Source organism: Solwaraspora sp. WMMB762 (assembly GCF_049179115.1).
In the GTDB taxonomy this organism is placed as follows: Bacteria; Actinomycetota; Actinomycetes; order Mycobacteriales; family Micromonosporaceae; genus Micromonospora_E.
The window spans coordinates 1,020,378-1,043,326 of sequence record NZ_JBMHMD010000001.1 but is presented as its reverse complement, the minus strand read 5'-3'; the positions used below and the strand labels follow the sequence as shown (position 1 = coordinate 1,043,326).

At 73.6% G+C, this 22,949-nt stretch carries 23 protein-coding genes; 15 read left to right on the top strand and 8 right to left on the bottom strand.

The window, feature by feature from the left end:
• Positions 1–66 precede the first annotated feature (66 nt).
• Entirely contained in the window at positions 67–1,293 is a 1,227-nt protein-coding gene (locus ACN27J_RS04940; RefSeq protein ID WP_421364011.1) for a CaiB/BaiF CoA transferase family protein, read from the bottom strand.
• A 52-nt stretch (positions 1,294–1,345) separates the two neighbouring features.
• Here ACN27J_RS04940 and ACN27J_RS04935 point away from each other — a divergent pair, with 52 nt between their 5' ends.
• Positions 1,346–2,242, top strand: coding sequence for a hydroxymethylglutaryl-CoA lyase (locus ACN27J_RS04935; protein ID WP_421364009.1), 897 nt, complete (start codon positions 1,346–1,348; stop codon positions 2,240–2,242).
• On the opposite strand, the gene ACN27J_RS04930 is transcribed toward ACN27J_RS04935, so the two are convergent.
• Both ACN27J_RS04930 and ACN27J_RS04925 read right to left on the bottom strand, forming a co-directional pair.
• Complete coding sequence (locus ACN27J_RS04930) at positions 2,231–2,902, bottom strand: enoyl-CoA hydratase/isomerase family protein (protein WP_421364007.1); 672 nt, start codon at positions 2,900–2,902, stop codon at positions 2,231–2,233. The two genes, ACN27J_RS04935 and ACN27J_RS04930, sit on opposite strands and share 12 nt — an antisense overlap.
• A gap of 14 nt (positions 2,903–2,916) precedes the next feature.
• Positions 2,917–3,747 carry an enoyl-CoA hydratase-related protein gene (locus ACN27J_RS04925; protein ID WP_421364005.1) on the bottom strand — a complete coding sequence of 277 codons (831 nt, stop codon included), beginning with the start codon at positions 3,745–3,747 and terminating at the stop codon, positions 2,917–2,919.
• A gap of 118 nt (positions 3,748–3,865) precedes the next feature.
• On the opposite strand from ACN27J_RS04925, the gene ACN27J_RS04920 reads away from it, so the two are divergent.
• From ACN27J_RS04920 to ACN27J_RS04875, 10 genes are read left to right on the top strand one after another with little or no spacing between them, the layout of a single operon-like run.
• A complete protein-coding gene (locus ACN27J_RS04920; protein WP_421364004.1) occupies positions 3,866–5,029 on the top strand; it encodes an acyl-CoA dehydrogenase family protein in 1,164 nt (387 codons plus the stop codon).
• Positions 5,026–5,559: a hypothetical protein gene (locus ACN27J_RS04915; protein WP_421364002.1), complete on the top strand. Its 534-nt coding sequence runs from the start codon at positions 5,026–5,028 to the stop codon at positions 5,557–5,559. Before ACN27J_RS04920 ends, ACN27J_RS04915 begins: the two co-directional genes overlap by 4 nt.
• On the top strand, positions 5,556–6,899 hold the full coding sequence (locus ACN27J_RS04910; RefSeq protein WP_421364001.1) for a phenylacetate--CoA ligase family protein: 1,344 nt from the start codon (positions 5,556–5,558) through the stop codon (positions 6,897–6,899). Before ACN27J_RS04915 ends, ACN27J_RS04910 begins: the two co-directional genes overlap by 4 nt.
• Positions 6,896–8,071, top strand: a complete 1,176-nt coding sequence (locus ACN27J_RS04905) for a thiolase family protein (RefSeq protein WP_421364000.1) — start codon at positions 6,896–6,898, stop codon at positions 8,069–8,071. The genes ACN27J_RS04910 and ACN27J_RS04905 overlap by 4 nt, the downstream gene beginning before the upstream one ends.
• Positions 8,071–9,585, top strand: coding sequence for a 3-hydroxyacyl-CoA dehydrogenase NAD-binding domain-containing protein (locus ACN27J_RS04900; RefSeq protein ID WP_421363998.1), 1,515 nt, complete (start codon positions 8,071–8,073; stop codon positions 9,583–9,585). The genes ACN27J_RS04905 and ACN27J_RS04900 overlap by 1 nt, the downstream gene beginning before the upstream one ends.
• Entirely contained in the window at positions 9,582–10,415 is an 834-nt protein-coding gene (locus tag ACN27J_RS04895; protein WP_421363996.1) for a CoA-transferase, read from the top strand. The genes ACN27J_RS04900 and ACN27J_RS04895 overlap by 4 nt, the downstream gene beginning before the upstream one ends.
• Positions 10,412–11,191 carry a co-chaperone HscB gene (locus ACN27J_RS04890; RefSeq protein WP_421363994.1) on the top strand — a complete coding sequence of 260 codons (780 nt, stop codon included), beginning with the start codon at positions 10,412–10,414 and terminating at the stop codon, positions 11,189–11,191. The genes ACN27J_RS04895 and ACN27J_RS04890 overlap by 4 nt, the downstream gene beginning before the upstream one ends.
• Entirely contained in the window at positions 11,188–12,309 is a 1,122-nt protein-coding gene (locus ACN27J_RS04885) for an acyl-CoA dehydrogenase family protein (protein ID WP_421363992.1), read from the top strand. Before ACN27J_RS04890 ends, ACN27J_RS04885 begins: the two co-directional genes overlap by 4 nt.
• Positions 12,299–13,333 carry an acyl-CoA dehydrogenase family protein gene (locus tag ACN27J_RS04880; protein ID WP_421363991.1) on the top strand — a complete coding sequence of 345 codons (1,035 nt, stop codon included), beginning with the start codon at positions 12,299–12,301 and terminating at the stop codon, positions 13,331–13,333. The genes ACN27J_RS04885 and ACN27J_RS04880 overlap by 11 nt, the downstream gene beginning before the upstream one ends.
• A 1-nt stretch (position 13,334) precedes the next feature.
• Complete coding sequence (locus ACN27J_RS04875) at positions 13,335–14,090, top strand: enoyl-CoA hydratase (RefSeq protein ID WP_421363989.1); 756 nt, start codon at positions 13,335–13,337, stop codon at positions 14,088–14,090.
• A 21-nt stretch (positions 14,091–14,111) separates the two neighbouring features.
• On the opposite strand, the gene ACN27J_RS04870 is transcribed toward ACN27J_RS04875, so the two are convergent.
• From ACN27J_RS04870 to ACN27J_RS04860, 3 genes are read right to left on the bottom strand one after another with little or no spacing between them, the layout of a single operon-like run.
• On the bottom strand, positions 14,112–15,302 hold the full coding sequence (locus ACN27J_RS04870; RefSeq protein ID WP_421363988.1) for an osmoprotectant NAGGN system M42 family peptidase: 1,191 nt from the start codon (positions 15,300–15,302) through the stop codon (positions 14,112–14,114).
• Positions 15,303–15,324: 22 nt separating this feature from the next.
• Entirely contained in the window at positions 15,325–17,136 is a 1,812-nt protein-coding gene (gene ngg, locus ACN27J_RS04865) for an N-acetylglutaminylglutamine synthetase (protein ID WP_421363986.1), read from the bottom strand.
• The gene (locus ACN27J_RS04860) at positions 17,123–18,907 is read right to left on the bottom strand and encodes an N-acetylglutaminylglutamine amidotransferase (protein WP_278169179.1); all 1,785 of its coding nucleotides are present in this window, start codon (positions 18,905–18,907) and stop codon (positions 17,123–17,125) included. Before ACN27J_RS04860 ends, ngg begins: the two co-directional genes overlap by 14 nt.
• A gap of 344 nt (positions 18,908–19,251) precedes the next feature.
• Between ACN27J_RS04860 and ACN27J_RS04855 the strand changes: the two genes are divergently transcribed.
• Positions 19,252–19,803 carry a hypothetical protein gene (locus tag ACN27J_RS04855; RefSeq protein WP_421363985.1) on the top strand — a complete coding sequence of 184 codons (552 nt, stop codon included), beginning with the start codon at positions 19,252–19,254 and terminating at the stop codon, positions 19,801–19,803.
• 8 nt (positions 19,804–19,811) lie between these two features.
• Here the strand turns inward: ACN27J_RS04855 and ACN27J_RS04850 are convergent, their stop codons facing one another.
• Positions 19,812–20,162 carry an STAS domain-containing protein gene (locus tag ACN27J_RS04850; protein ID WP_421363983.1) on the bottom strand — a complete coding sequence of 117 codons (351 nt, stop codon included), beginning with the start codon at positions 20,160–20,162 and terminating at the stop codon, positions 19,812–19,814.
• A 244-nt stretch (positions 20,163–20,406) separates the two neighbouring features.
• Positions 20,407–21,069, bottom strand: a complete 663-nt coding sequence (locus tag ACN27J_RS04845) for a DUF4142 domain-containing protein (RefSeq protein ID WP_421363982.1) — start codon at positions 21,067–21,069, stop codon at positions 20,407–20,409.
• Between the two features lie 203 nt (positions 21,070–21,272).
• On the opposite strand from ACN27J_RS04845, the gene ACN27J_RS04840 reads away from it, so the two are divergent.
• From ACN27J_RS04840 to ACN27J_RS04830, 3 genes are read left to right on the top strand one after another with little or no spacing between them, the layout of a single operon-like run.
• Positions 21,273–21,476: a hypothetical protein gene (locus tag ACN27J_RS04840; RefSeq protein WP_278169175.1), complete on the top strand. Its 204-nt coding sequence runs from the start codon at positions 21,273–21,275 to the stop codon at positions 21,474–21,476.
• 23 nt (positions 21,477–21,499) lie between these two features.
• The gene (locus tag ACN27J_RS04835; protein WP_421363980.1) at positions 21,500–22,012 is read left to right on the top strand and encodes an MSMEG_6728 family protein; all 513 of its coding nucleotides are present in this window, start codon (positions 21,500–21,502) and stop codon (positions 22,010–22,012) included.
• Positions 22,013–22,045: 33 nt separating this feature from the next.
• Entirely contained in the window at positions 22,046–22,933 is an 888-nt protein-coding gene (locus ACN27J_RS04830) for a DUF1775 domain-containing protein (protein WP_421363979.1), read from the top strand.
• Positions 22,934–22,949: the final 16 nt, after the last annotated feature.

Genomic DNA, 22,949 nt, shown 5'->3' with positions numbered 1-22,949 from the left:
GGTGTCGTCAAGCGCGCTATGGGCCACCGGCGCCGCTGGACTGACGCCGACCCGGCGGTGCCACCGTCAGATGACGCCGCCGGCCCGCAGCCGTGCGTACCGCTCGTCGGTCATCGCGAGCAGACCGCGGTAGATCTCGTCGTTGTGGGCGCCGAGTGCCGGGCCGGTGTGCCGGACCACGCCGGGGGTGCGGTCCAGCCGGGGGAACACGTTCTGCATCGGCACCGCGCCCAGCGCCGGATCGTCGACCGAGACGATGGTCCGGCGGGCCTGGAAGTGCGGGTCGGTGAGCATCTCCGGCGCCCGGTAGATCTTGCCGACCGGTACCGAATGGGCGATCAGCGTCTCGGTGAGGGCGTCCACGCTGAGGGTCCGGGTCCAGTCGGCGATCTGGGCGTCCAGCTCGGCCTGGTGCCGGCCCCGGGCGGTGTGGCTGGCGTACCGCTCGTCGGTGCCGAGCTGCGGGCGGCCCATCGCAGCGGCCAGCCGCCGGAAGACGGTGTCCTGGTTCGCGGCGATCAGCACCATCGCGCCGTCGCTGGTGGGGTAGACGTTCGACGGTGCCACGTTGGGCAGGATCGGTCCGCTGCGTTCGCGGACGAAGCCGGCCAGCCCGTACTCGGGCACCAGGGACTCCATCAGCGCGAGGACCGCTTCGTAGATCGCGGCGTCGACGACCTGGCCGGTGCCGGTGCGGTCCCGGGCGCGCAGCGCCAGCAGGGTGCCGAGGGTGGCGAATGTCGCGGCGAGGGAGTCGCCGAGGCTGATGCCGACCCGGCTGGGCGGGGTGGACGGATCGCCGACGACGTACCGCAGGCCGCCCATCGCCTCGGCGATCGCGCCGTAGCCGGGTCGCTCGGCGTACGGTCCGTGCTGGCCGAACCCGGAGACCCGGACCATGACCAACCCGGGGTTGATCCTGGTCAGCTGGTCGAAGCCGAGTCCCCACTTCTCCACGGTGCCGGGCCGGAAGTTTTCCAGCAGCACGTCCGCGTCGGCCAGCAGATCGCGGGCGATCTGCTGGCCGTCCCCGGTGCGCAGGTCGAGGGTGATCGACTTCTTGTTGCGGGCGATGATCGGCCACCACAGCGACCGTCCGTCGGACTTCTCCCGTCCCCATTCGCGCATCGGGTCGCCGACGCCCGGCGGCTCGATCTTGATCACCTCGGCGCCGTGGTCGGCGAGAAGCTGCCCGCAGAACGGGCCGGCGATCAGGGAGCCCATCTCGATGACCCGCACTCCGGCCAGTGGCGGTGCGGTGTCCGGGGTGCCGTCCGGCGGCGCGTGCGTCATGTCTGATGTTATACAGTCCACGTAAACGTTGACGCAACAGCAGGGAGTGGTCATGGTCGAGATCGTCGAGGTGGCGCCCCGGGACGGGCTGCAGAACGAGGCCACCCTGCTGCCGACCGGTGACAAGCTCGAACTGGTCCGCCGGGCGGTCCGCCACGGTGCACGGCGCATCGAGGTCACCGCCTTCGTCCGCCCGGACCGGGTACCGCAGATGGCCGACGCCGAGCAGGTGGCCGCCGGTCTGCCCGACCCCGGCCCCGGGGTGCGCTACACCGCCCTGGTGCTCAACGAGCGCGGCTACCTGCGGGCCCGCGACGCCGGTTTCACCGAGGTCAACATGGTGGTGCTCGCCACCGATACGTTCAGCGGACGGAACCAGGGGATGCCGGTGACGGCGGCGCTGCGGGCGATGACAGCCGTCCGCCGCCGGGCCGCCGCCGACGGGGTACGGGTCGCGGTGACGGTCGGGGCGGCGTTCGGCTGCCCGTTCGAGGGCGAGGTCCCGGTCGCACGCCTGGCGACCGTGCTGCGCGCGGTGCTCGCCGAATCACCGGACGAGCTGGTGCTGGCCGACACGATCGGGGTGGCGGTGCCGACGGACGTGGAGGAGCGCTTCGGCCTGGCCGCCGCGCTGGCCCCCGGCCTGCCGTTGCGGGCGCACTTCCACGACACCCGCAGCACCGGGGTGGCCAACGCGGTGGCGGCGGTGCGGTCCGGGGTCACCGCCCTGGACGCCAGCCTGGCCGGGATCGGCGGCTGCCCGTTCGCGCCGGCCGCCACCGGCAACGTGGCCACCGAGGACCTCACCTACACCCTGAGCCGGATGGGCGTCGACGTGGGCCTGGACCTGCCGACGGTGTTGGACGACGCCCGTTGGCTGGCCGCCGCGTTGGGCATCACCGCCCCGGGCCGGCTCAGTCGGGCGGGGCTGTTCCCGTCACCGGTCTGACCGGGTGTCCTCCGCCGGGGCCGGTGCGAGCAGTGGCAGCAGGTCACGGGCGTAGCCAGCGGCGTCGGCGGCGGGCAGCCGCTGCGCCGCGTCCAGGGCCCGCAGCGCCAGCCCGGCGCCCGGGGAGTCGGCCCAGGACCGGGCCAGCTCACCGGCCCGGTCGGCGCACTGCGGGTCGACCCCGGCGACCAGACCCCAGTCCAGTGCGGTGGCGGCGCCGAGGAACCGGCCGGTGAGCACCAACTGCCGGGCCCGTCCCGCCCCGACCCGCCGGGTCAGCAAGCCGGCCAGGTCGCTGGCGAGCAGTGCCCCGCTGTCCGGGTCGCCGGCGGTGAAGGTGCTGGTCGGTGCGGAAAGCACGACGTCGAAGTGCAGCAGCGCGGCCAGCCCGGCGCCGCCGACCGGGCCGGTCACCGCCAGGACGGTCGGTGCCGCCGCCCGGCGCAGCGCGGCGCGCAACCGGGCGGCGGCACCGCCGGCGGCGACCTGGTCGCCCCGCGGGTCCAGCGCCTCCCCGGCGACCTCCACCAGGACGGCGGCCAGCCCGGTCTGCCGCGCCGCGTCGCGTACGGCCGTGGCCAGGTCGGCCAGGTCGGCGCCGGCGCCGACCGCGACGGTGGCGATGTTCATCTCGGTCCCTTCGTCACGGATGCTCCGCACCCCGCGGATGGTGCTCACCGGCCCTGGAACCGGGGCGGGCGCTTGTCCAGGAACGCGGTGATCCCCTCGGTGCGGTCCGCGGTGCCGAGCAGCCCGGCCAGCATCGCGCGTTCCAGGTCCAGCCCGGCGCTGAGCGGGGTCTCCTCGGTCGCCCGGACTGCCGCGCGGGCCTGTCGGGTGGCGATCGGGCCGAACCCGGCCAGTTCCCGGGCGACCTCGACACCGACCTGCACCACCCGCTCGCGCGGCGCGACCCGGTGGACCAGGCCCAGGTCCCGGGCCCGCCAGGCGTCCACGGTGCGACCGAGCAGGACGACCTCGGCGGCGACGAACCGGCCGGCGACCCGGGCCCAGCGTTGGGTGCCGCCGGCGCCGGGCATGATGCCGAGCCGGATCTCCGGCTGGCCGAACACCGCGTTGTCCGCCGCCACGACCAGGTCGCAGGCGAGGGCCAGCTCGCAGCCGCCGCCGAGGACCGGTCCGGCGACGGCGGCGACCAGCGGGGTGCCGACCGACATGATCCGCCGCCACGCACCGACCCGGGGTGAGTCCAGGTACCGGGCGGTGTCGAGGGCGAGCAGTTCCCGCACGTCGGCACCGGAGGCGAAGGTGTGGCTGCCGCCGGTGAGCACGATCGCCCGGACCTGCGGGTCGGCGTCGGCCGCCGCCAGGGCGTCCACCAGGCCGTGCATCGTGTCGGTGGTGAGCGCGTTGCGCCGGTCCGGCCGGTTGAGCCGGACGACGGCGACGGCGTCCTCCCGCTCGGTGAGCACCGCCGGTGCCGGCGGCGGTTGTTCGGCTGCCGGCCCGGTCGGGTCTGCCACTGTCCCTGTCGGGTCTGCCACTGTGCGACCTCCTTGACACGTCGGACCCCGCTCGGCAAGCTGGTCGACATCTACGTTGACGTTATCAACGCGACCGGTGGTCGGGAAGTACCGGCGGAGACTTCGGAAAGGATCCGGGATGGGCGTGCTGTGGGAACCGGAACTCGACCAGGTCGGGGCCAGTTGGCTGGCCACCGCCCGGACCCTCGCCGCCGAGAAGTTCGCCCCGCTCGCCGCCGAACTCGACCGGGACCAGCGCTACCCCTGGGAAAACGTCGCCGCCTTCGTCGAATCCGGGTTGACCGGCATCTTCGTGCCGACCGAGTACGGCGGCGCCGGGCTGAGCATGCAGGCGGTGTGTGCGATCACCGAGGAGGTCTCCCGGGCCTGCGCCGCCACCGGCGCCATCCTGGCCGCGTACGAACTCGGCGCGGTACCGCTGCTGCTGGCCGGCACCGACGAGCAACGCCGACTGGTCCTCGGTGACCTGCTGCGCGGCCGGGCGGTCAGCTTCGCCCTCAGCGAGACCGGCGCCGGCAGCGACGCCGCCGCGATCACCACCACCGCACTGCCCGACGGCGACGGGTTCCGGCTGCGTGGCGAGAAGATCTACATCGGCAACGGCGGCGCCGCACAGCACTACGTGGTCTTCGCCAAGACCGATCCGGACGCCGGGGCGCGGGGCATCACCGCGTTCCTGATCGACAAGGACACCCCGGGCGCGGTCATCGACCGCTACGAGGACAAAATGGGCATCCGGGGCACCCGGACCAGCAACCTGAAACTCGACGCCCGGGTACCGGCCGACGCGATCCTCGGCGAACGTGGCCGCGGACTGCGGCTCGCGCTGCGCACCCTCGACCTGGGCCGGATCAGCGTCGCCGCACAGGGGCTCGGCATCGCGGCGGCCGCCTACCAGCTCGCCACCGCAGAGGCCGCCCGCCGCAGCCGGTTCGGCCGCCCCCTGCTGGAACACCAGGGGATCGGCTTCCGGCTCGCCGACCTCGCCACCGAGCTCACCGCCGCCCGGCTGCTCACCTACCAGGCCGCCCGCACCTACGACGACGGCGCGTCGGTGTCCACCATCGGCGCCATGGCCAAGCTCTACACCAGCGAGGTCGCCCATCGCGCCGTCGACCTCGCCGTTCAGGTGTACGGCGGGGAAGGCTACTGCAAGCCATGCCCGGCCGAGCGGCTCTACCGCGACCAGCGGGTGCTGGAAATCTACGAGGGCACCTCGGAGATCCAGCGGATCGTCATCGCCCGGGCCATCGGCGCCGACCAGGCGGAGCCGGTCCGGTGACCGCCACGCGGGCCAGCTGCCTGGCCGCCGGCGCGCTCACCGGCCGTACCGTCGGCTGGGTCGCCGGCACACCCACCCCGGCGCTGACCGCGGCCCTGGCCGGCCTCGGCACCCGACCGCCGGAGGCCGACGAGGCCGCGCCGGACCTGGTCGTCGCCGACCTGCGCGACGGCGTCGCCCCGACCACCGGCGACGCCGCAGCCACCCTCACCACCGTCTTCGCCGCCGCCCGCGCCGGATACGACCTGCTCACCGGCGCATCCGGCGGCGGCCTGCTGCTGATCGCCGCCGACGCACCCGGCCCGACCGGCGCGGCGCTGCACGCGGGCCTGACCTCGCTGACCCGGACCCTGGCCACCGAATGGGCGCCACAGCGCATCCGGGTGAACTGCCTGCTCACCCCGGCAGTACCGACGGCACCGCCGCTGGCCGACCTGATCGGCTACCTCGCCGGCCCGGCGGCCGCCCTGCTCACCGGGCAGCTGCTCACCCTGACCCCGGCGGCCGCCCGACCGGGGAGGACCGCATGATCGGGCACCGGCCGGTACGCCGCTGGTGGTCGGAGTGCGAGACCTTCCCCCGCGACCGGCTCGCCCAGCAGCAGCTCACCGCGCTGCGCCGCCAGCTCAGCTACGTCTACCAGGCGAGCACCCTGCACCGGCGGCGGATGCTCGACATCGGCTGGCACCCGGCCGACCTCACCGACCTGGACTCGTTGCGGAACCTGCCGATCATCGACAAGGCCGACTACCTGGACGGGCTGCGCGAGGACCCGCCGTGGGGGACCACCCGGGCGGCCGATCCGGAGGCGGTCCAGCGAGTCCACTTCTCCTCCGGCAGCACCGGCGACCCGGTACCGGTGCTGTGGACCGGCCCCGACCTGGACCGCTGGGCCGACCTTTACGCGCGGATGGCGTACGGGCAGGGCATCCGCGACCGGGACGTCTACCTGTGCCTGTTCAGCTATCCGTGGTTCGTCGGCGGGCTCGGCGCCACCGCCGGCTACCAGCGGATCGGCGCGACGGTCGTGCCGGGCGGATCCGCCGACACGCACCGGCAGATCGACACCATCTTCCGGTACGGCGTCACCGCAGTCGGCGGGACGCCGTCGTTTCTGCTGCACCTGGCCGAGGTCGCCGAGCAGAGCGGACGGCCACTGCGTGACTGCCCGGTACGCCGGGTCATGGTCGGCGGTGAACCCGGCGGCGCGGTGCCCGCCACCCGGGCCCTGATCGAGCAGGCCTGGGGTGCCCGCTGCTTCGACGGCTACGGCTGCCTGGAGTTCCAGCCGGTGGCCTGGGAATGCGAGGAACAGGCCGGCGGGCACCTCGCCGAGGACTTCGTCCACGCCGAGGTGCTGCACCCACGTACCCGCGAACCGGTGCCCGACGGCACGACCGGCGTCCTCGTCCTGACCCACCTGGACAAGCAGGCCACTCCGCTGGTCCGGTTCTGGACCGGTGACCTGGTGGTGCGTGACAGCACCGGGTGCGGCTGCGGCCGCACCCACGCCCGGTTGGCCGGCGGGGTGCTCGGCCGGGCCGACGACATGCTGGTGGTCCGGGGCGTCAACGTCTTCCCCAGCGCGGTGGAGCAGGTCCTGCGGGAACACCCGGCCGGCCGGGGCCAGTACCAGATCGTGCTGGACGCCGACGTCACCGACCGGCACAGCGGATATCTGACCGGGATCAAGGTCGAGATCGAGGTGCCCGACGGCACCGCGACCGCCACCGCCGAACTGACCGCGGCGCTGCGGCAGGTGCTGCGGGTCCGCGCCCAGGTGGTCGCGGTCGCGCCCGGCAGCCTGCCGCGCCACACCCACAAGGCCCGCCGCGTCGTGCGACGCGGCGGCGGGACGGAGCGAACGTGAACCGGCACGTGTATCTCATCGGCGCCGTGCGTACCCCGCACGGACGCTACGGCGGCTCGCTACGCGCGGTGCGGGCGGTGGACCTGGGCGCCGTCGCGGCGAGAGCTGCCCTGGACCGGGCCGGCCTGCCGGCCGACGCCGTCGGCGAGGTGGTCGCGTCCAACTGCCGCCAGGCCGGCAACGGCCCCAACCCGGGCCGGCAGATCACCCTGCGGGCCGGCCTGGCGCAGCGCACCCCGGCGCAGACCGTCAACATGGCCTGCGCCTCCGGGCTGAAGGCCATCCAGTTGGCCGCCCAGTCGGTCGCCGCCGGCGACACCGGGGCTGCCCTGGTCGTCGCCGTCGAGTCGATGAGCACGATGCCCTACCTGGCCGACTCCGGGCTGCGCTGGGACGGTGTGCGACGCGGCGACATCACCCTGGTCGACGGCTGGCGCGACGGCGGTACCGACCCGGTCTGCGGGCTCAACATGGGCCAGACCGCCGAACGGATCGCCGAGCGGTACGGCATCGGCCGCGTCGACCAGGACGCCTGGGCCGCCCGCAGCCACCAGCGGGCAGCCGCCGCCTGGGCGGACGGCCGGTTCACCGCCGAGACGGTGCCGGTACCCACCGCCGACGGCGCGTTCGAGCGTGATGAGACGTTCCGTACCGACAGTACGCCGCAGCGACTCGCCGGACTGAGGCCGGCGTTCGTCGACGGCGGCACGGTCACCGCCGGCAACGCCAGCCAGATGGCCGACGGCGCCGCCGCCGTGATCGTCGCCGACGCGGCCACCGTCGAGCGGTACGGCCTGACGCCCGCCGCCCGGCTGGTGTCGTTCGCGGCGGTCGGCGTCGATCCGACCGAAATGGGGGTGGGGCCGGTGCACGCCGTGCCCCGCGCGCTGGCCGGGGCCAACCGCTCGACGGCCGACGTGGACCTGTTCGAGATCAACGAGGCGTTCGCCGCGCAGATCGTGCACAACGTCCGCGAACTCGGCCTCGCCGAGGACCGGGTCAACGTCAACGGCGGCGGTATCGCGCTGGGCCACCCGACCGGGCAGAGCGGCACCCGGATCGTCGTGTCGCTGGTGCACGAACTCGCCCGCCGCGACGCCACCACCGCAGTGGCCAGCCTCTGCGTCGGCGGCGGCCAGGGGGTCGCCGCCGTACTGGAAAGGGTCAGCTGATGGCGACGGTGAACGAACTGTCGGTGGTGGTCGTCGGGCTCGGACCGATGGGCCGCGGCATCGCCCGGGTGTTCGCCCAGGCGGGTGCGCGGGTCAGCGTGGTCGACGCCGACGAGTCCAGCACCCGCGACAACGCCGAGCTGCTGCGGCGCGAGGCGCACCGCGACGACCGGCCGGTGCCGGTCACCGCCACCGCCGACCTGACCGCCGCGCTCGACGGTGCCGACCTGCTCGTCGAAGCTGTCGTGGAGGACCTGGCGGTCAAACGTGACCTGCTCGCCCGGGTCGCTGCGGCCGGGTCCGCCGACCTGGTCGTGGCCACCAACACGTCCTCGTTGAGCGTCGCCGAACTCGGCCGGGCCTTCGGCGACCCGACCCGCCTGGTCGGGTTGCATTTCTTCAACCCGGCGACCCGGATGCGGCTGGTCGAGGTGGTCGCCGGTCCACAGACCGCGCCGCAGGTCGTCGACCGGGCACAGCGGTGGGTCGCCGGCCTGGGCAAGACTGCGGTGCGCTGCGCCGACACCCCCAACTTCGTGGTGAACCGGGTCTGCCGGCCGCTGTACTACGAGGCCCAACTGCTGGTCACCCAGGGCGTGCCGGCCCCGGTGGTGGACGCGGTGGCCCGGGGCGCGCTCGGTCACCGGATGGGGCCGCTGGAGCTGCTCGACTTCACCGGGCTGCACACCCACCTGGCCTCCTCGGAGACCGCGCTGCGGGAGTTCGGCGATCCGCGCTACCGGCCGATCCCGCTGACCCGGGCGCTGGTCCGCGCCGGGCTCACCGGCCGGGGTGCCGGCCGCGGCTACTACGACTACGCGGCCGAACCACCCGCCGCCGCGCGAAAGCGGGTCGTCCGGCCGGCACCGGCCGGCGGCGGTCCGGTCGTGCTCACCGGGCCGGCCGCCGACCGGCTGCACGGCGTCGCCGGCCTGATCGGTGACACCGCCGACGCACCCGCCGACGCGGTCCTGCTGTACGCCTCCGCCGGTGATCCACGCCGGTGCGCCGCCGAGATCACCGACCTGGTGGCCGCCGGCCGGACCGTCGTGCTGGACAGCTCCAACGCCGGCTGGCTCGACGTCGCGCCGCCCGGGGTGGGCTGGCTGCGGCTGCACCCCACCGCCGACCGGGTCTTCGCCGAGGTGGTCCACGACGACGTCGCCGCGGTCACCGAGACCGCCGCGGTCACCGCCGTGCTCGCCGCCACCGGGGCCTCCTCGGTCCGGCTGCCCGCCCTGCCGGGCCTGGTCGCCGACCGGCTGATGTACACCATGGCGAACGAGGCCGTCACGGTGGTCGAGGAGGGCACCGCGACCGCGGCAGCGGTGGACACCGCGCTGCGACTCGGGATGAACCATCCGGTCGGACCGACGGAGTACGTCGACCAGGTCGGCGCGGACCGGGTGCTCGACGGTCTCGTCGCGCTGGCCCGGTTCACCGGCGACCCCCGGTACCGGCCCGGCCTGCTGCTGCGTCGACAGGCGGCCGGCGCCGCCCGCCGCCGGTCATGACGCGGCCCGCCGACCGGCTGCGCCGGCCCACCCTCACCCTGGCCGAGGCCGTCACCCGCTACGTCGCCGACGGCGACTGCGTCTACCTGGGAAACTTCGGCGCGCAGCTGTTCAGCGTCGGCCACGAACTGATCCGGCAGCGCCGCCGCCGGCTGCACGCGGTCGTCGCCTCCGGCGGCCTGCTGCTCGACCAGCTGATCGGCGCCGGGACGTTGGCCGCCGCGACGTTCGGGCACTGCTGGAGCCCGGTCGGGCCGGACCCGGCGTGGAACTTCCGCCGGCTGGTCGAATCGGGTGACCGGTCCGTCGCGCTGCGCGAGGTCAGCCTCGGCATGCTGAACGCGGCGTTGACCGCCGCTGCCTGGCGGGTGCCGTTCATGCCGGTGCCGTCGACGCCCGGCACCGGGTACACCGACGGCGGCTGGTCGGGTGGGCTGCTCGGCACCGCCGACGGCGACTTCGGCCCGGCCACCGTCGTGCGGGCGGTCACCCCCGACGTCGCATTCGTGCACGCCGACCTGGTCGACGAGCGAGGCAACGCGGTGATCCGTACCCCGCTCGGTGAGGTGCCCGCCGCCTGCCAGGCGGCGCGGCGGGTCGTCGTGGTCGCCGAGGCCGCCGCCAGCGTCGAGCAGGTACGCGCGGCCGGTGCCACCCTGCCCGGCCTGCTGGTGACGGCGGTGGTGGCGGCACCCGGCGCGGTACACCCGGACGGCGCACCGGGCCGTTATCCGCGCGACGTGGCCGCCTACCAGGCGTACCTGGCGGCGGCCCGGACCAGCGACGGGTTCGCCCGCTGGCTGGCCGACGAGGTGGCGGTGCCCCGGTGAGCGTCGTCGACTTCCTGGTCCGGGCGGCCGGTGAGTTCCGCCGTGGCGGTTACGTGTTCACCGGCTTCCACTGGCCGGTGCTCGCCGCCCGGCTGGCCCACCACCTGCCCGGGGAGCCGTTCGCCGAGGTGTACGAGGCGGGGGCGGTGTGCGACGGTCCGGCCACCACCGTCGCGACCAGTACCACCGACTACCACGCGTACGCTGACGCGGTGGGCTGGCGCGGCACCAGCGCCGACGTGCTGCTCTGTCTGGTCGCCCGCTGCGACCGGGTGGTGCTGGACGCGGCCAACGTGGACCTCGCGGGCCGGATCAACGCGAGCATGATCGGCGTCGGTCGGCCGCCGAAGGTCCGGCTGGCCGGCGGGGGCGGCGCGGCCGACGCCGCCGCTGCCGCCCGCGAACTGGTGCTGCTGCACGGCGGCGCCGATCCGGCCCGGCTGGCCGACCGCGTGCAGCACGTCACCGCCGCCCCGGGGCCGGCCACGTCGGTGCGGCTGCACACCCGCTGGGGAACCCTGCACCTCGGCACCCGACCCCGGCTGGTGGAACTGGTCGACACCGCCGGCACCGCCGAGTTCCTGCACCGGTTGACCGAACTCGGCGTGCCGGTCGACGGTGCCCGGCCGGCGGCACCGGTGGCGCCGGCCGCCCGCCGCGCCGCGCGGCGGACCCTGACCGAGGCGGCCCGCCGCGGCTACCGGGTGGCCCGGCAGGCGTCGACCGACCAGACAGGACCCGGCCACCCGGTAACCGACGACGGAGGGCAGCGTTGACCGACGATCTCCAGGAACTGCGCCGGCAGGTGCGCGACCTCGCCGACCGATGGCGGGCGGCCGGCCGCTTCCAGCCGGTCTGCGACGCCTGGCTGCGTGGGCACGACATCGAGTTCAGCAAGGAGATGGCCCGCCGCGGCTGGATCGGCATCACCTGGCCGGGCGAGTACGGCGGCGGTGGCCGGTCGAACCTTGCCCGGCTGGTGGTCACCGAGGAGTTGCTGCGGGCCGGTGCCCCGGTGGCCGCGCACTGGATCGCGGACCGGCAGATCGGCCCGGCGATCCTGCGGTACGGCACTGCGCAGCTGCGCCGGGAGTTCCTGCCCCGGATCGCCGCCGCCGAGGTGACGTTCTGCCTGGGGATGAGCGAGACCGAAGCCGGTTCCGATCTGGCGGCGGTGCGCACCACCGCCACCCGCGACGGTGCCGGCTGGCGGATCACCGGCGCCAAGGTGTGGACCAGCCACGCGCACCGCAGCAGCCACGCCTACGTCCTGGCCCGCACCGGCGGCGGTGCGCGCCGCCACGACGGGCTGACCGAGTTCGTCGTCGACCTCGCCGCTCCGGGCGTCACCGTCCGGCCGATCATCGACCTGCAGGGCGAGCACCACTTCAACGAGATGATCTTCGACGACGTGCCGGTCCCGGACCGCTGGGTGATCGGCGAGGTCGGCCAGGGCTGGCGGCAGGTGACCGAGCAGCTGTCGTTCGAACGCGGCGGACTGGAACGGGTGATGAGCACCTACCCGCTACTGGAGGCTCTGGCCCGGTCGGTGAGCGACGGAGCCGAGCCGGCCGCCGTCGAAGCGGTCGGCGAACTCGCCGCCCGGTTGTCGGTGCTGCGCCGGATCGCCTGGGAGATCGCCGCCGACCTGGACGCCGGCGCCGCCCCGGTGCATCGGGCGGCGCTGCTCAAACACCTCGGCACCACCTTCGAACGGGAAGTGACCGAGACCGCCCGTTGGGTCACCGGCGTCCGGCCGGATCCCACCGGCGACGGCCTGCCCGCGCTGCTCGCCCAGGGGATCCTCGCCGCTCCCGGGTTCTCCATCCGCGGCGGCACCACCGAGGTGCTGCTGACCCTGATCGCCCGAGGGGAGGCGGACCATGTCCGGTGACGAACCGACCGACGAGGTGATGCTGCGCCAGATCGTCGCCGAAGCGCTGACCGGTGTCGCGGCCGGGTCGCTGTGGGCCACCGCGCGGGACCTCGGCTGGCTGACCGTCGGCGTTGCGGAGCAGGCCGGCGGTTCCGGCGGCACCGTCCACGACGCGGCCGCCATCGTGCGGGCGGCTGCCGCCGTCGCCCCGGAGCTCACCCTGGTCGAGGCGATGCAGGCCAGCTGGCTGCTCGGCGAGGCCGGCTGGCTCGACCCGGACCGCGACGAGCGGTACGCCGTGGCGCTGCCCGACCCGGCGGAGGCGATCACCCTGCACACCGGGCTGACCGGCTCGGCCACCGGTGTGCCGGGGGCGCAGGCAGCATCCGCGCTGCTGGTCGGCGCCGTCGCGGCCGACGACGGCCGGCCGTTGCTGGCCCGGGTCGACCCGGCCGCCGACGGGCTGCACGTCACCCCGGGTACCAACCTCGCCGGCGAACCCCGGGACCGGGTCGCCCTGCGGGGCTGCGTACCGCTACGGGTGGCGATGACCGCACCGCACGTCGCCGACGTGCGGTGCCGGGAGTCGCTGCTGCGGGCCGCCGCGCTGCTCGGCGCCGTCGAACGGACCTGCCAGTTGACCATCGAACACGTCCGGGTCCGCACCCAGTTCGGTCGGCCGTTGCTGGCCCAGCAGGCGGTGGCGCACGCGGTGGCGACCATGGCGGGGGAGCGGGAGCAGAGCCGGGCGGCGCTGCGCGGCGCCCTGGACGCCTGGGACGGCGACCACGCGGCCAGCCGGGTCGCCGCCGCCCGGGTGGTCCTCGGCCGGGCCGCCACCACGGTGGCCCAGCTGGCGCACCAACTGCACGGCGCGGTGGGCATCACCCGGGAACACCCGCTGCACCGCAGCACCGGCCGGTTGCTCGCCTGGCGCGACGAGCCGGTCGCCACCCGCGTGGCGTCCCATACCCTGGGCATGGTGGTCGCCGACGGCGGCGACCTGTGGCAGTGGACCGTGACCGATCGGATCGGGAGCTGACGTGGAAACCCTTTCGTTGCGTACCGCCGACCATCCGGGCGTGCGGGTGCTGACCCTCGACGATCCCGACCGGCGCAACGCGATCGGCACCGTGATGAAGCGGGAACTGGCCGAGACGGTGTCCACCGTCGCCGCCGACCGCGACGCCCGGGTCCTGGTCGTCACCGGCGCCGGCACCGCGTTCTGCTCCGGTGCCCACCTCGACGAGATCTTCGGCGGCCCGGTCCGGCCGGTCAGCCAGACCCGCCGCGACCTGGAGGACATCTACCGCAGCTTCCTTGCGGTGCGCGACCTGGACCTGGTGACCATCGCCGCCGTGCAGGGACCTGCCGTGGGCGCCGGCCTCAACCTGGCGATGTGCTGCGACCAGCGGATCGCCGGCTCCCGGGCCCGGTTCGGGGCGACGTTCACCCGGATCGGCCTGCACCCCGGCGGCGGCTGCACCTATTTCCTGGTCGACGCGCTCGGCCCGCAGCGGGCCATGCAGATCCTGCTGGACGGCGCGATGCTCGACGCCGCCCAGGCCCACGAGCTGGGCCTGGTGCTCGACGTGGTCGACGATCCGCTGGCCGCCGCGTTGGCCGCCGCGCACCGCTACGCCGACCTGGACCCGCATCTGGTACGCCACGTCAAGCAGAGCGTCCGGATCGCCGCCTCGTCCGGCCTGGACGCCTCGGTGCAGTACGAGGCGTGGGCCCAGGCCGCGTCGGCCAGCGATCCGGCGGTCCTGGCCACGCTGCTCGGCGACCGGCGCTGAGGCGGACCGCCGCCCGGGGCGTCAGGCCACCCCGATCGGTCCTTCCCTGGGCCCCTCCTCCTGCGCCGGCTGCACCGCCAGCGACGGGAAGTCGGCCAGGTCGCCGTCCGGTTCGGCATCCCACTCCGGGAACACCAGCTCACTCTGCAAATAGAGGCAGAGCAGCTGGGTGAGGTGCCGCAGCCCCTCCAGGTGGGTGCGTTCGTGTCCGTGGGTGGCGTCCACCCCGAAGCCGAGCAGTGCCACCCGGGCGTGCGCCCCGGCCTCGACCGCCGCCGCCACGTCCGACCGGTAGTAGTCGAAGACGTCGCGGACCAGGTCCACGCCGTGATCGGCGGCAAGCCCGGCGAGCTTACGGGTCAGGTGGTAGTCGAACGGGCCGACACCGTCGCCCATCGCCAGGGTCGCGGCGTCCTCCCGGGACTGCTGGCCGGGGGCCACCACCGCGGCGTCGACCGAGACGATCTCGGCCACGTCCGGGTCGAGCCCGTGGCTGGCGCCGTGCCCGACCTCCTCGGTGCAGGTGATCAGCAGGTGGGCGGTGACCGGCGGCTGGCGGCCGGCGTCGACCATCGCCTTCACGGCGGTCAGCACCGCCGCCACCCCCGCCTTGTCGTCCAGGTGCCGGGACTTGACGTATCCGCTGGGCGTGATCGTCGGTGCCGGCAGCATCGCCACGAAGTCGCCGACGTCGATGCCGAGCGCGCGGAGCCCGGCGATGTCGGTGACCGGCTCGTCGACCCGCACCTCGACCTGCTCCCAGCCGACCCCCTGCAGGTCGACGTCCTCGTTGTAGCGGTGGCCGCTGGCCTTCAACGGCAGCACCTGGCCGGTGATCACCCGGTCCAGGCTGTCGGTGTAGACCCGCACGTGGGCGCCTTCGGCGAACCGGGCGCTGTGGGTGCCGATCTGCTTGAGCTCCAGCCGGCCGTTCTCCTTCAACCGTTTGACCATCCCGCCGATCGTGTCGGTGTGCACCACGATCGCCCGGTCCGCGCCGGTGGTCCGCGGCCCGCACAGCGAGGCGCTGAGCGCGCCCCGCCGGGTGACCGTGAACGGGATACCGAGAGCGGACAGCCGTTCCCCGACGTACTGCTGCACATGGTCGGTGCGACCGGACGGACTGGGGATGTCCAGCAGCTCCAGCATCACCTGCTGCAGGTAGTCGAGGTCCAGTTTCAGGGGGGCGGGGGGGTTCGGGTCGGCCGGCATGCCAAGACCGTACCGTCGCCGATCACGGCGTTGCCGGCGCCCCGCCGGGGCCGGGCGGGCTCCACCGCCGCTGCTGCGCGCTGGTGCCCGGGAACAGCAGGTCGATGAAGCGTTCCGCGGTCGGCTGCGGCTCGTGGTTGGCCAGTCCGGGCCGTTCGTTGGCTTCGACGAAGACATGGTCGGGCTGATCAGGAGCGGTCACCAGCAGGTCCATGCCGGCCACCGGGATGGCCAGCGCCCGGGTGGCGGCCACGCACGCCGCCGCCAGGTCGGCGTGCAGCCGGTCGGTGACGTCGTGGATCGTCCCGCCGGTGTGCAGGTTCGCGGTCCGCCGTACGGTCAGCACCTCGCCGGCCGGCAGCACGTCGTCCATCGTGTGCCCGGCCTCGGTGACCACCTCCCGGGTCAGGTCGTCCAGCGGGATCTTCGACTCGCCGCCGGTGGCCGCGGCCCGCCGCCGGCTGTGTCGCCGGATCAGCTCGGCCACCGTGTGTACGCCGTCGCCGGTCACCGCCGCCGGGCGGCGGACCGCAGCGGCCACCACCTCGTGGTCGATCACCAGGACCCGCAGGTCCTCCCCCTGGTGCCGCTGTTCGATCAGCACCTGCGGGCAGTGCCTGCGGGCCAGGTCGACGGCGGCCCGTAAGGCGGTCGGGTCGGTGACGCCGACGGTGATCCCGGTGCCCTGCTCGCCGCGGGCCGGCTTGACCACCACCTCACCGACCTTGGCGAGGAACGCCTCGTCGTCGGCGTCGCCGGTGGCGGTTCGGCCGTGCGGCACGGCCAGCCCGGCGTCGAGCAGCACCCGCCGGGTCACCCGCTTGTCGTCGCACCGGCTCATCGCCACCGCCGAGGTCAGCTCGGACAGCGACTCGCGGGTGACGATGCTGCGGGCACCGTTGGTCAGCCGTAGCTCGCCCCAGGACGCGTCGACCACCTCGACCCGGATGCCGCGGCGCATCGCCTCGTCGGCGACGATCCGGGCGTACGGGTTCAGCTCGTCGTAGCCGTCCGGCATGCTGGCCAGGAAGAGCCGTTCGTTGATCGGGTTCTTGCGTTTGACGCACAGCGTCGGCGTGCGTTCGAATCCGAGCCGTTCGTAGAGGCGGATCGCGCCGTCGTTCTCCGCCAGCACGGACAGGTCGACGTAGACCCGGCCGCGGTCGGCGAGCCGGCCGGCGAGCTCCAGCAGCAGCGCCTGACCGGTGCCGGGCGGTGCGTGCAGCGGGTCGACGGTCAGGCACCACAGGCTGGAGCCGTTGTCCGGGTCGTCGAAGACCGCCACATGGTCGATGCCGGTGATGGTGCCGACGACCTGCCCGGTGACGGACTCGGCGACCAGGTGCACGAAACGTTCGGTCGCGGCGTTGTCGACCAGGATGTCGACCGGGGCGGTGACCATCCCGTTGTGGGCGTATATCCGGTTGACCGCGTCGGCGTCGGAATCGTCGCGCAGCGGCCGGATCCGCAGCCCTGGTTCCGGCGGCTGCGGCTCGCGTACCTCGGTGAGGTCCAGCCGGAAGGTCAGCGACGGGTCGATGAACAACTCGTCCGGCAGCCGCGACACCAGCACGTGCGGATCGGGCAGGTAGATGCAGATGTCGCGGGAGCCAGCGGCTTCCGAACGCAGCACGTCGGCGACGTCGGAGGGGTCGGCGAACGTCTGACCGAAGACCAGCCGGCCCCAGCCGCACTCCAGGATGACGTCGGCGCTGTCGGTGGGTTTGGCCGGCGGATCGCCTGGGACGACCGGGTCGCCACCTGGGCCGATCCGTTCCCGCCGGGGGGCGGGGGAGTCGGGGCGGGGCAAGCTCGCGTCGTCAGTCAATGCCATGGTTCTGCAGCCACATCTCCAGCAGTCCGAGTTGCCACAACTTGTTGCCCCGCAGCGGGGTGAGTTCGGCGTTCGGGTCGCGCAGCAGCCCGTCGACGTACCCGTCGCGGAACAGCCCGCGCCGACGGGCCGGCGGCGCGTGCAGGGCGTCGCGCACCCGGTCGAGCAGCTTGCCCTCCAGGTGGGTCAGCCCGGGTACGGGGAAGTACCCCTTCGGCCGGTCGATCACCTCCCAGGGCAGCACCCGACGGCCGATCTCCTTGAGCACCCCCTTGCCGCCCTGGGCCAACTTGAGCTCGGGCGGGCAGGTGGCGGCGAGTTCGACGAACTCGTGGTCGAGGAACGGGACACGGGCCTCCAGCCCGTGCGCCATCGTCATGTTGTCGACCCGTTTCACCGGGTCGTCCACGAGCATCACCGTGGTGTCGATCCGCAGCCCCGCGTCGACCGCGTCCTGCGCGCCGGCGCGGCCCAGGTGGGCGGCGGCGAACTCGCGGGCGGGATCACCGGCGGCGAGGTACTCCGGGTTGAGCACCTGGGCGAGACCGGCGGCGTCGCGGTCGAAGAAGGCCGTGGCGTAGGTGTCCAGTGCCTGGTCACGGCCGACCCGGGCGAGTGGCGGGTACCAGTGGTACCCGCCGAGGATTTCGTCTGCGCCCTGGCCGGACTGCACCACCTTGAGGTGCTTGGCGACTTCCTGACTGAGCAGGTAGAACGCGACGCAGTCGTGACTGACCATGGGTTCGCTCATCGCCGCGACGGCGGCCTCCAGCGGCGGCACCAGGTCACGGGCGGCCACCCGGATCTGATGGTGGTCGGTGTCGAACCGCTGCGCCACCAGGTCGGAGTAGACGAACTCGTCGCCCTCCCGTCCACCGACCGCGTCGAAGCCGATCGAGAAGGTGGCCAGACCACGTTGGCCCTGCTCGGCCAGCAGCGCCACGACCAGCGAGGAGTCGAGCCCACCGGAGAGCAGGACGCCGACCGGCACGTCGGCGACCATCCGGCGCTGCACCGCAGTGGTCAACGATTCGAGCAGAGCGTCCTGCCAGTCCTGCTCCGACCAGTCGGCGCGGCGCGGGTCCCGGCCGAACGGCGGATCCCAGTAGCGGCGCTCGTCCACCCGGCCGTCGGGCTGGTAGACCCGCACGGTGGCCGGGGGCAGCTTACGGATGCCGTTGAGGATCGTCCGCGGCGCGGGGACCACACTGTGGAAGCTGAGGTAGTGGGCGAGGGACACCGGATCGATGCCGGTGTCCACACCGCCGCCGGCCAGTAGCGCCGGCAGGGTGCTGGCGAACCGGACCACGCCGGGGCGTTCGTCGACGTACAGCGGCTTGATGCCCAGCCGGTCGCGGGCCAGGACCAGCCGGCCGCTGTCGCGCTCGGTGATCGCGACGGCGAACATGCCGACCAGGTGGTCGACGAAGTCGACGCCCCACTCGGCGTAGGCCTTGACGACGACCTCGCTGTCGCCCGAGGAGAAGAACGTGTGACCCCGTGCCTGCAGCTGCTCGCGCAGCTCACGGTAGTTGTAGATGCAGCCGTTGAAGACGCCGGTCAGGCCGGCGGCGGAGTCGACGATCGGTTGGTTGCTGGCCGCCGACAGGTCGATGATCTTCAGGCGCCGGTGTCCGAAGGCCACACTTCCGTGTGACCAGGAACCCCCGTCGTCGGGCCCCCGGTCACTCATTGTCGCCGCCATCCGCTCCACCGCACCAATATCGGCGCGGGAACCGTCGCGGCGCAGCTCACCCGCAAGTCCGCACATGCGTACCCATCCTGCCAGACCGTTGCGGCATCGCCCAGTTGACGGCCGGATCCGGTGTCCCGACCAGTGCCCCGGAGCGCGTCCCGACCAGTGCCCCGGAGCACGGACGATCCCGCTCGGTGCCCTGTGCCGGGTCTCGCTACGCTGACCCGGCGACGGGGCGGTTGTGTGACTAATCAATCAAATAGTTGGTGGGTGCCGTGGTGGCCCCGGAGTTCGTTCCGACGTACGGTTCGCGGTAACGTTTGGTCGGTTTTGATGGCTGGACGGTGGATAGCTCCATCATCCGGCTGGCGTGGGTGCTCCGTCCCGGTTCGGGACGGATGCCGACCGGGGAGGGCTAGTTGCTGACCACGCTTGAGGGACACCACCTGCGGGCCTGCGTCCTTGGCCAGTTCTGGCTCATCCGTCAGTTGGAGCGCCGGGGCGCCGGCCTGGATCCGATCGCCCTGTTCGGGGTGGTCGAGGGGACCTTCGTGACGGTCGTCGACCAGTTGGGTCGTAGCGGGTTCCCACTGACCGAGCTGCGCTGCTTCGCCGACACCGCGGTACGGCTGACCGCCGCCGGCCGGGAACCGGTCTCCGCCGACGAGGTGATCCGCATCGTCGGCTACCAGTTCGGCGAGCACGTCGACGTCGCCGACATCGAGGCCCGCCGTGCCGTGCCGGTACGCCGGGCGGTGATCGGTACGGCGGTACGGCGGTTGCGGCTCACCCTGCACGATGTGGACAACCTCCTCCGTCGGGGGGAGAGTCTGGCCTCCCAGTGGGGGTTCGCCGCCACCACCTACCACCCGGGTCCGTTGACCGCCTGCTACCTGCGGGTCGCGGAGGCCCGGTGGGCGAGTCGGCAGTCGCGACGCAGCCGGCACACCCAACTGGGCCGGGTGCTGTGACCGTACGGTCAGCGCCCCACCGGCAGGTCGGACGGCGTCGCGTGGTCGGCGGGGAAGCCGAACAGCCCGAGTAGCCCGGTCGCCCACAGCTGCCGTCGGGTGAAGCTGCTGATGTTCTCCAGCTCGAGCCGGCTGCCGCTGACCCCGGCAGCCTGGTGACAGGCGACCAGGCTGCCGATCCCGGTCGAGTCGATGAAGCTGACGCACGTGAGGTCCAGCACGATCCGCTCGGGTGCGGACCGGGCGAGCAGCGCGGTGACCGCGTCGCGGACCTCGCCGGCTGTGGCGAGGTCGAGTTCACCGTGCAAGGCGAGTCGTACCGTGGTGCCCTGGTAGCTCCTGGTGATGACGAAATCCACGTCGTACCTCCGGTCGGGTGGCGACGGGTGCCGGGGAGGGAGGATCCTGAGGCATTGACATGTGCCGATATCCGCTGATGCGCGCGGTGTGTGAGCCGTCACGTTACGGTATGTGCGGCTGATGTGCCAGCCCCGTTTCGGACTGTGCACCAACCCGGTCGACCACTGTGAGCGATCATCTCGTCCGGGCCCGCCGGTGCGGTCGTCCCGGTCCGACCGCACCGGCGTAGGGCCACGGTCCGGGTCAGCTCTGCGCCGGCAGGGGCGTCTGCGGGCTGACCGTCGGCGACGGCAGGGTCGGGTTCACCGTCGGCTCGGGCGTGGCGGTGCCCGGCGTGGTCGGGTCAACCGTGGGGCTCACCCCGGGACTCGGCGAGGTCGGCAGCCCGAGCTGCGCCGCGAGGTTCTGCAACGCCGCGTACAGGTCCTCGAGCACCGGTCCGGCCTCCTGTGCCAGGTTCACCACCCGTTCGTCGGAGCCCTGCGCGATCTCGGCGTTGTTCACCTCGATCGCCTGGGCGTACCCCGCCAGCTGGCTCTCCACGAACGCCGTGTCGAACTCGGCACCGGACAACCCGTCCAGTCGGGTGACCACGTCCTGCTGCTCCTGGGTGGGCGAGTCGGGCAGGGTGACGTCGACCTCACCGGCCACCCGGGTGACCTCCTCGTCCAGCCGGGTGTGGTCGGCCACCATGTCACCGCCCAGGTCCTTCACCGCCTGGTCGGCATCCTGCTTGTCCTGCGCCAACTGGCCGATCTGCACAGCGGCCAGATTGACCTGGTGGATCGTACGCAGGTAATCGCTGTCCTGCTCGGACGGTGCCGTCGCGTGCGCGGCCGCCGGGATCAACGCGACGGCGGTCAGCCCCGCCAACAGACCCAGCCGGGTCACTACGGTCCTTCTCATCGTGGTTCCTCCTCGCTCAGCGCTCGTCGGGGCACCGAGATACCCGGCACCCCGGACGCCATGCCCGCCGGCCGGGATGAGCGCCGCCGGCCGACGGGCGGATGATCCGCCACCCTCGGTCGGGCTAGCCCGACCCGCCGCCGGCATACCGCCGCCCGTACCGGGTAACCGGACGATGACCGACCAGATCACCGGGAGGCATCGTGACCAACGTCCAGCAACCGGAGATGCGTCGCAGCGGGGACAACCCGCTGGTCCAGGAGAGCAAGGGTCCCGACGGAGCCGACCGCCGGCCCGGGCGCCGTGGCGGCGGCAACCGGCCCGTCCCGGCCGGCCAGGTCTCGCCGTACGGTCCTCACCCGCCGGTCGCCGACGACGACAGCGAATCCGACGACCAGCCGGACTGACCACTCCGGTCGGCCCCGGCACCATGCAGACGTTCCTGCCGTACCCGGACTTCGCGGCCAGCGCCGCCGTGCTCGACGCCCGACGACTCGGCAAACAGCGCGTCGAAGCGTTGCAGGTGCTGCGCGGCCTGACCGTGCCCGGGTACGGCTGGCGTCACCATCCGGCGGTCCGGATGTGGCACGGCCACCTGGAGGCACTGGTCCGGTACGGACTGACGGTCTGCGCCGAATGGACCCGGACTGGCCGGGCCGACACCGTCGCCGACACCCTGCGCCGTGAATTCACCGCCGCGACCGGCCGCACCCTGGTCCGCGACCAGGCCGAACTCGGCGCCGCCACCGCGCTGCCGGCCTGGCTCGGCCGAGCCGACCTGCACCTGTCGCACCGCGCCGCACTGGTACACAAGGACCCCGACCACTACCGTCCCCGGTTCGGCGACCTCGCCTCCGTACCGTACGTGTGGCCGTGCCCACCGGCGGTACCGCCGCCGATCGCCCCCGCCCCGTCCGGCGAAAAAGGTCCGTGGTCGGATTGAACCGTTCGGCCTCGTCCGCCGAACCCCTTACCGGTGGATCAGGATCCGGCGGCAGCGGCCGCCGACGTACGGGAGGCGAGGCTCATGGTCAACTGTCTGCGCGCGAACGCCGTCCGGATCGGCGCGGTGCTGTCCGGTCCGGTGCTGGCGGTCGCGCTGTCCGGGCCGGCGGTGGCCGCGGCCGGCATCGGCCTGGAACCGACCCAGGCACCTCGTGGGGCCGGCATCCAACTCACCTTCGAACTGCCGCAGGAACGGCCGGACGCACACACCACCGAGGTGCGCCTCGACCTGCCGGCGGACCTGCCCATCGCCGAGGTCTACCCGATGTCGGTCGACGACTGGGCACCCCGGATCATCAACCGGACCCTGCCGGAGCCGCTGCCCGGCCTGCACGGTGGCCTGATGACCGAGGCCACCGAGAGCATCATCTGGCAGTTGGTCGCCCCACCCGCCGCCGAACCGGCGCCGGTGCTGCTGACCGTGTCGGTCGGACCGCTGCCGGACGCGGACCGGATCGACTTCGCGGTGACCCAGACCTACTCCGACGGCACCGTGGTCCGCTGGGGCGGCTTGGACGCGCAGCGGCCCGGCCCGGTGCTGACCCTCGGGCCGGCCGACCCGGCAGCGGCCGGTCACGGAGCCCAGCACGGCGGCCCGGCACCGGCCGCCGCCCAGGATTCACCGGCGCAGGTCGCCGCCGCGGGCTCGGACGACGCCGCCGGCACTGGGATGGGACTGCTGCTGGCCGGCCTGGCCGGCGGAGCGGCGATCGGCGCGGCCGTCGTCTGGTGGCGCAGCCGCCGCCACCACCGCAGCGTCCCGGCGGACCCGACCGGGGCCGGCGCCGCCGACGACGAGGGTGAGGGCGAACTGGTCGTCACCGGCGGCACGACCCCCTGGCGGCTCACCGAACAGTGACCGCTGCCGTCCCCGG

Excerpts from the sequence above, each read along its gene's own strand:
- ACN27J_RS04940 (WP_421364011.1), bottom strand. The coding sequence starts at position 1,293 with ATGACGCACGCGCCGCCGGACGGCACCCCGGACACCGCACCGCCACTG.
- ACN27J_RS04935 (WP_421364009.1), top strand. The coding sequence starts at position 1,346 with ATGGTCGAGATCGTCGAGGTGGCGCCCCGGGACGGGCTGCAGAACGAG.
- ACN27J_RS04920 (WP_421364004.1), top strand. The coding sequence starts at position 3,866 with ATGGGCGTGCTGTGGGAACCGGAACTCGACCAGGTCGGGGCCAGTTGG.
- ACN27J_RS04910 (WP_421364001.1), top strand. The coding sequence starts at position 5,556 with ATGATCGGGCACCGGCCGGTACGCCGCTGGTGGTCGGAGTGCGAGACC.
- ACN27J_RS04900 (WP_421363998.1), top strand. The coding sequence starts at position 8,071 with ATGGCGACGGTGAACGAACTGTCGGTGGTGGTCGTCGGGCTCGGACCG.
- ACN27J_RS04895 (WP_421363996.1), top strand. The coding sequence starts at position 9,582 with ATGACGCGGCCCGCCGACCGGCTGCGCCGGCCCACCCTCACCCTGGCC.
- ACN27J_RS04880 (WP_421363991.1), top strand. The coding sequence starts at position 12,299 with ATGTCCGGTGACGAACCGACCGACGAGGTGATGCTGCGCCAGATCGTC.
- ACN27J_RS04870 (WP_421363988.1), bottom strand. The coding sequence starts at position 15,302 with ATGCCGGCCGACCCGAACCCCCCCGCCCCCCTGAAACTGGACCTCGAC.
- ngg (WP_421363986.1), bottom strand. The coding sequence starts at position 17,136 with ATGGCATTGACTGACGACGCGAGCTTGCCCCGCCCCGACTCCCCCGCC.
- ACN27J_RS04860 (WP_278169179.1), bottom strand. The coding sequence starts at position 18,907 with ATGTGCGGACTTGCGGGTGAGCTGCGCCGCGACGGTTCCCGCGCCGAT.
- ACN27J_RS04845 (WP_421363982.1), bottom strand. The coding sequence starts at position 21,069 with ATGAGAAGGACCGTAGTGACCCGGCTGGGTCTGTTGGCGGGGCTGACC.
- ACN27J_RS04835 (WP_421363980.1), top strand. The coding sequence starts at position 21,500 with ATGCAGACGTTCCTGCCGTACCCGGACTTCGCGGCCAGCGCCGCCGTG.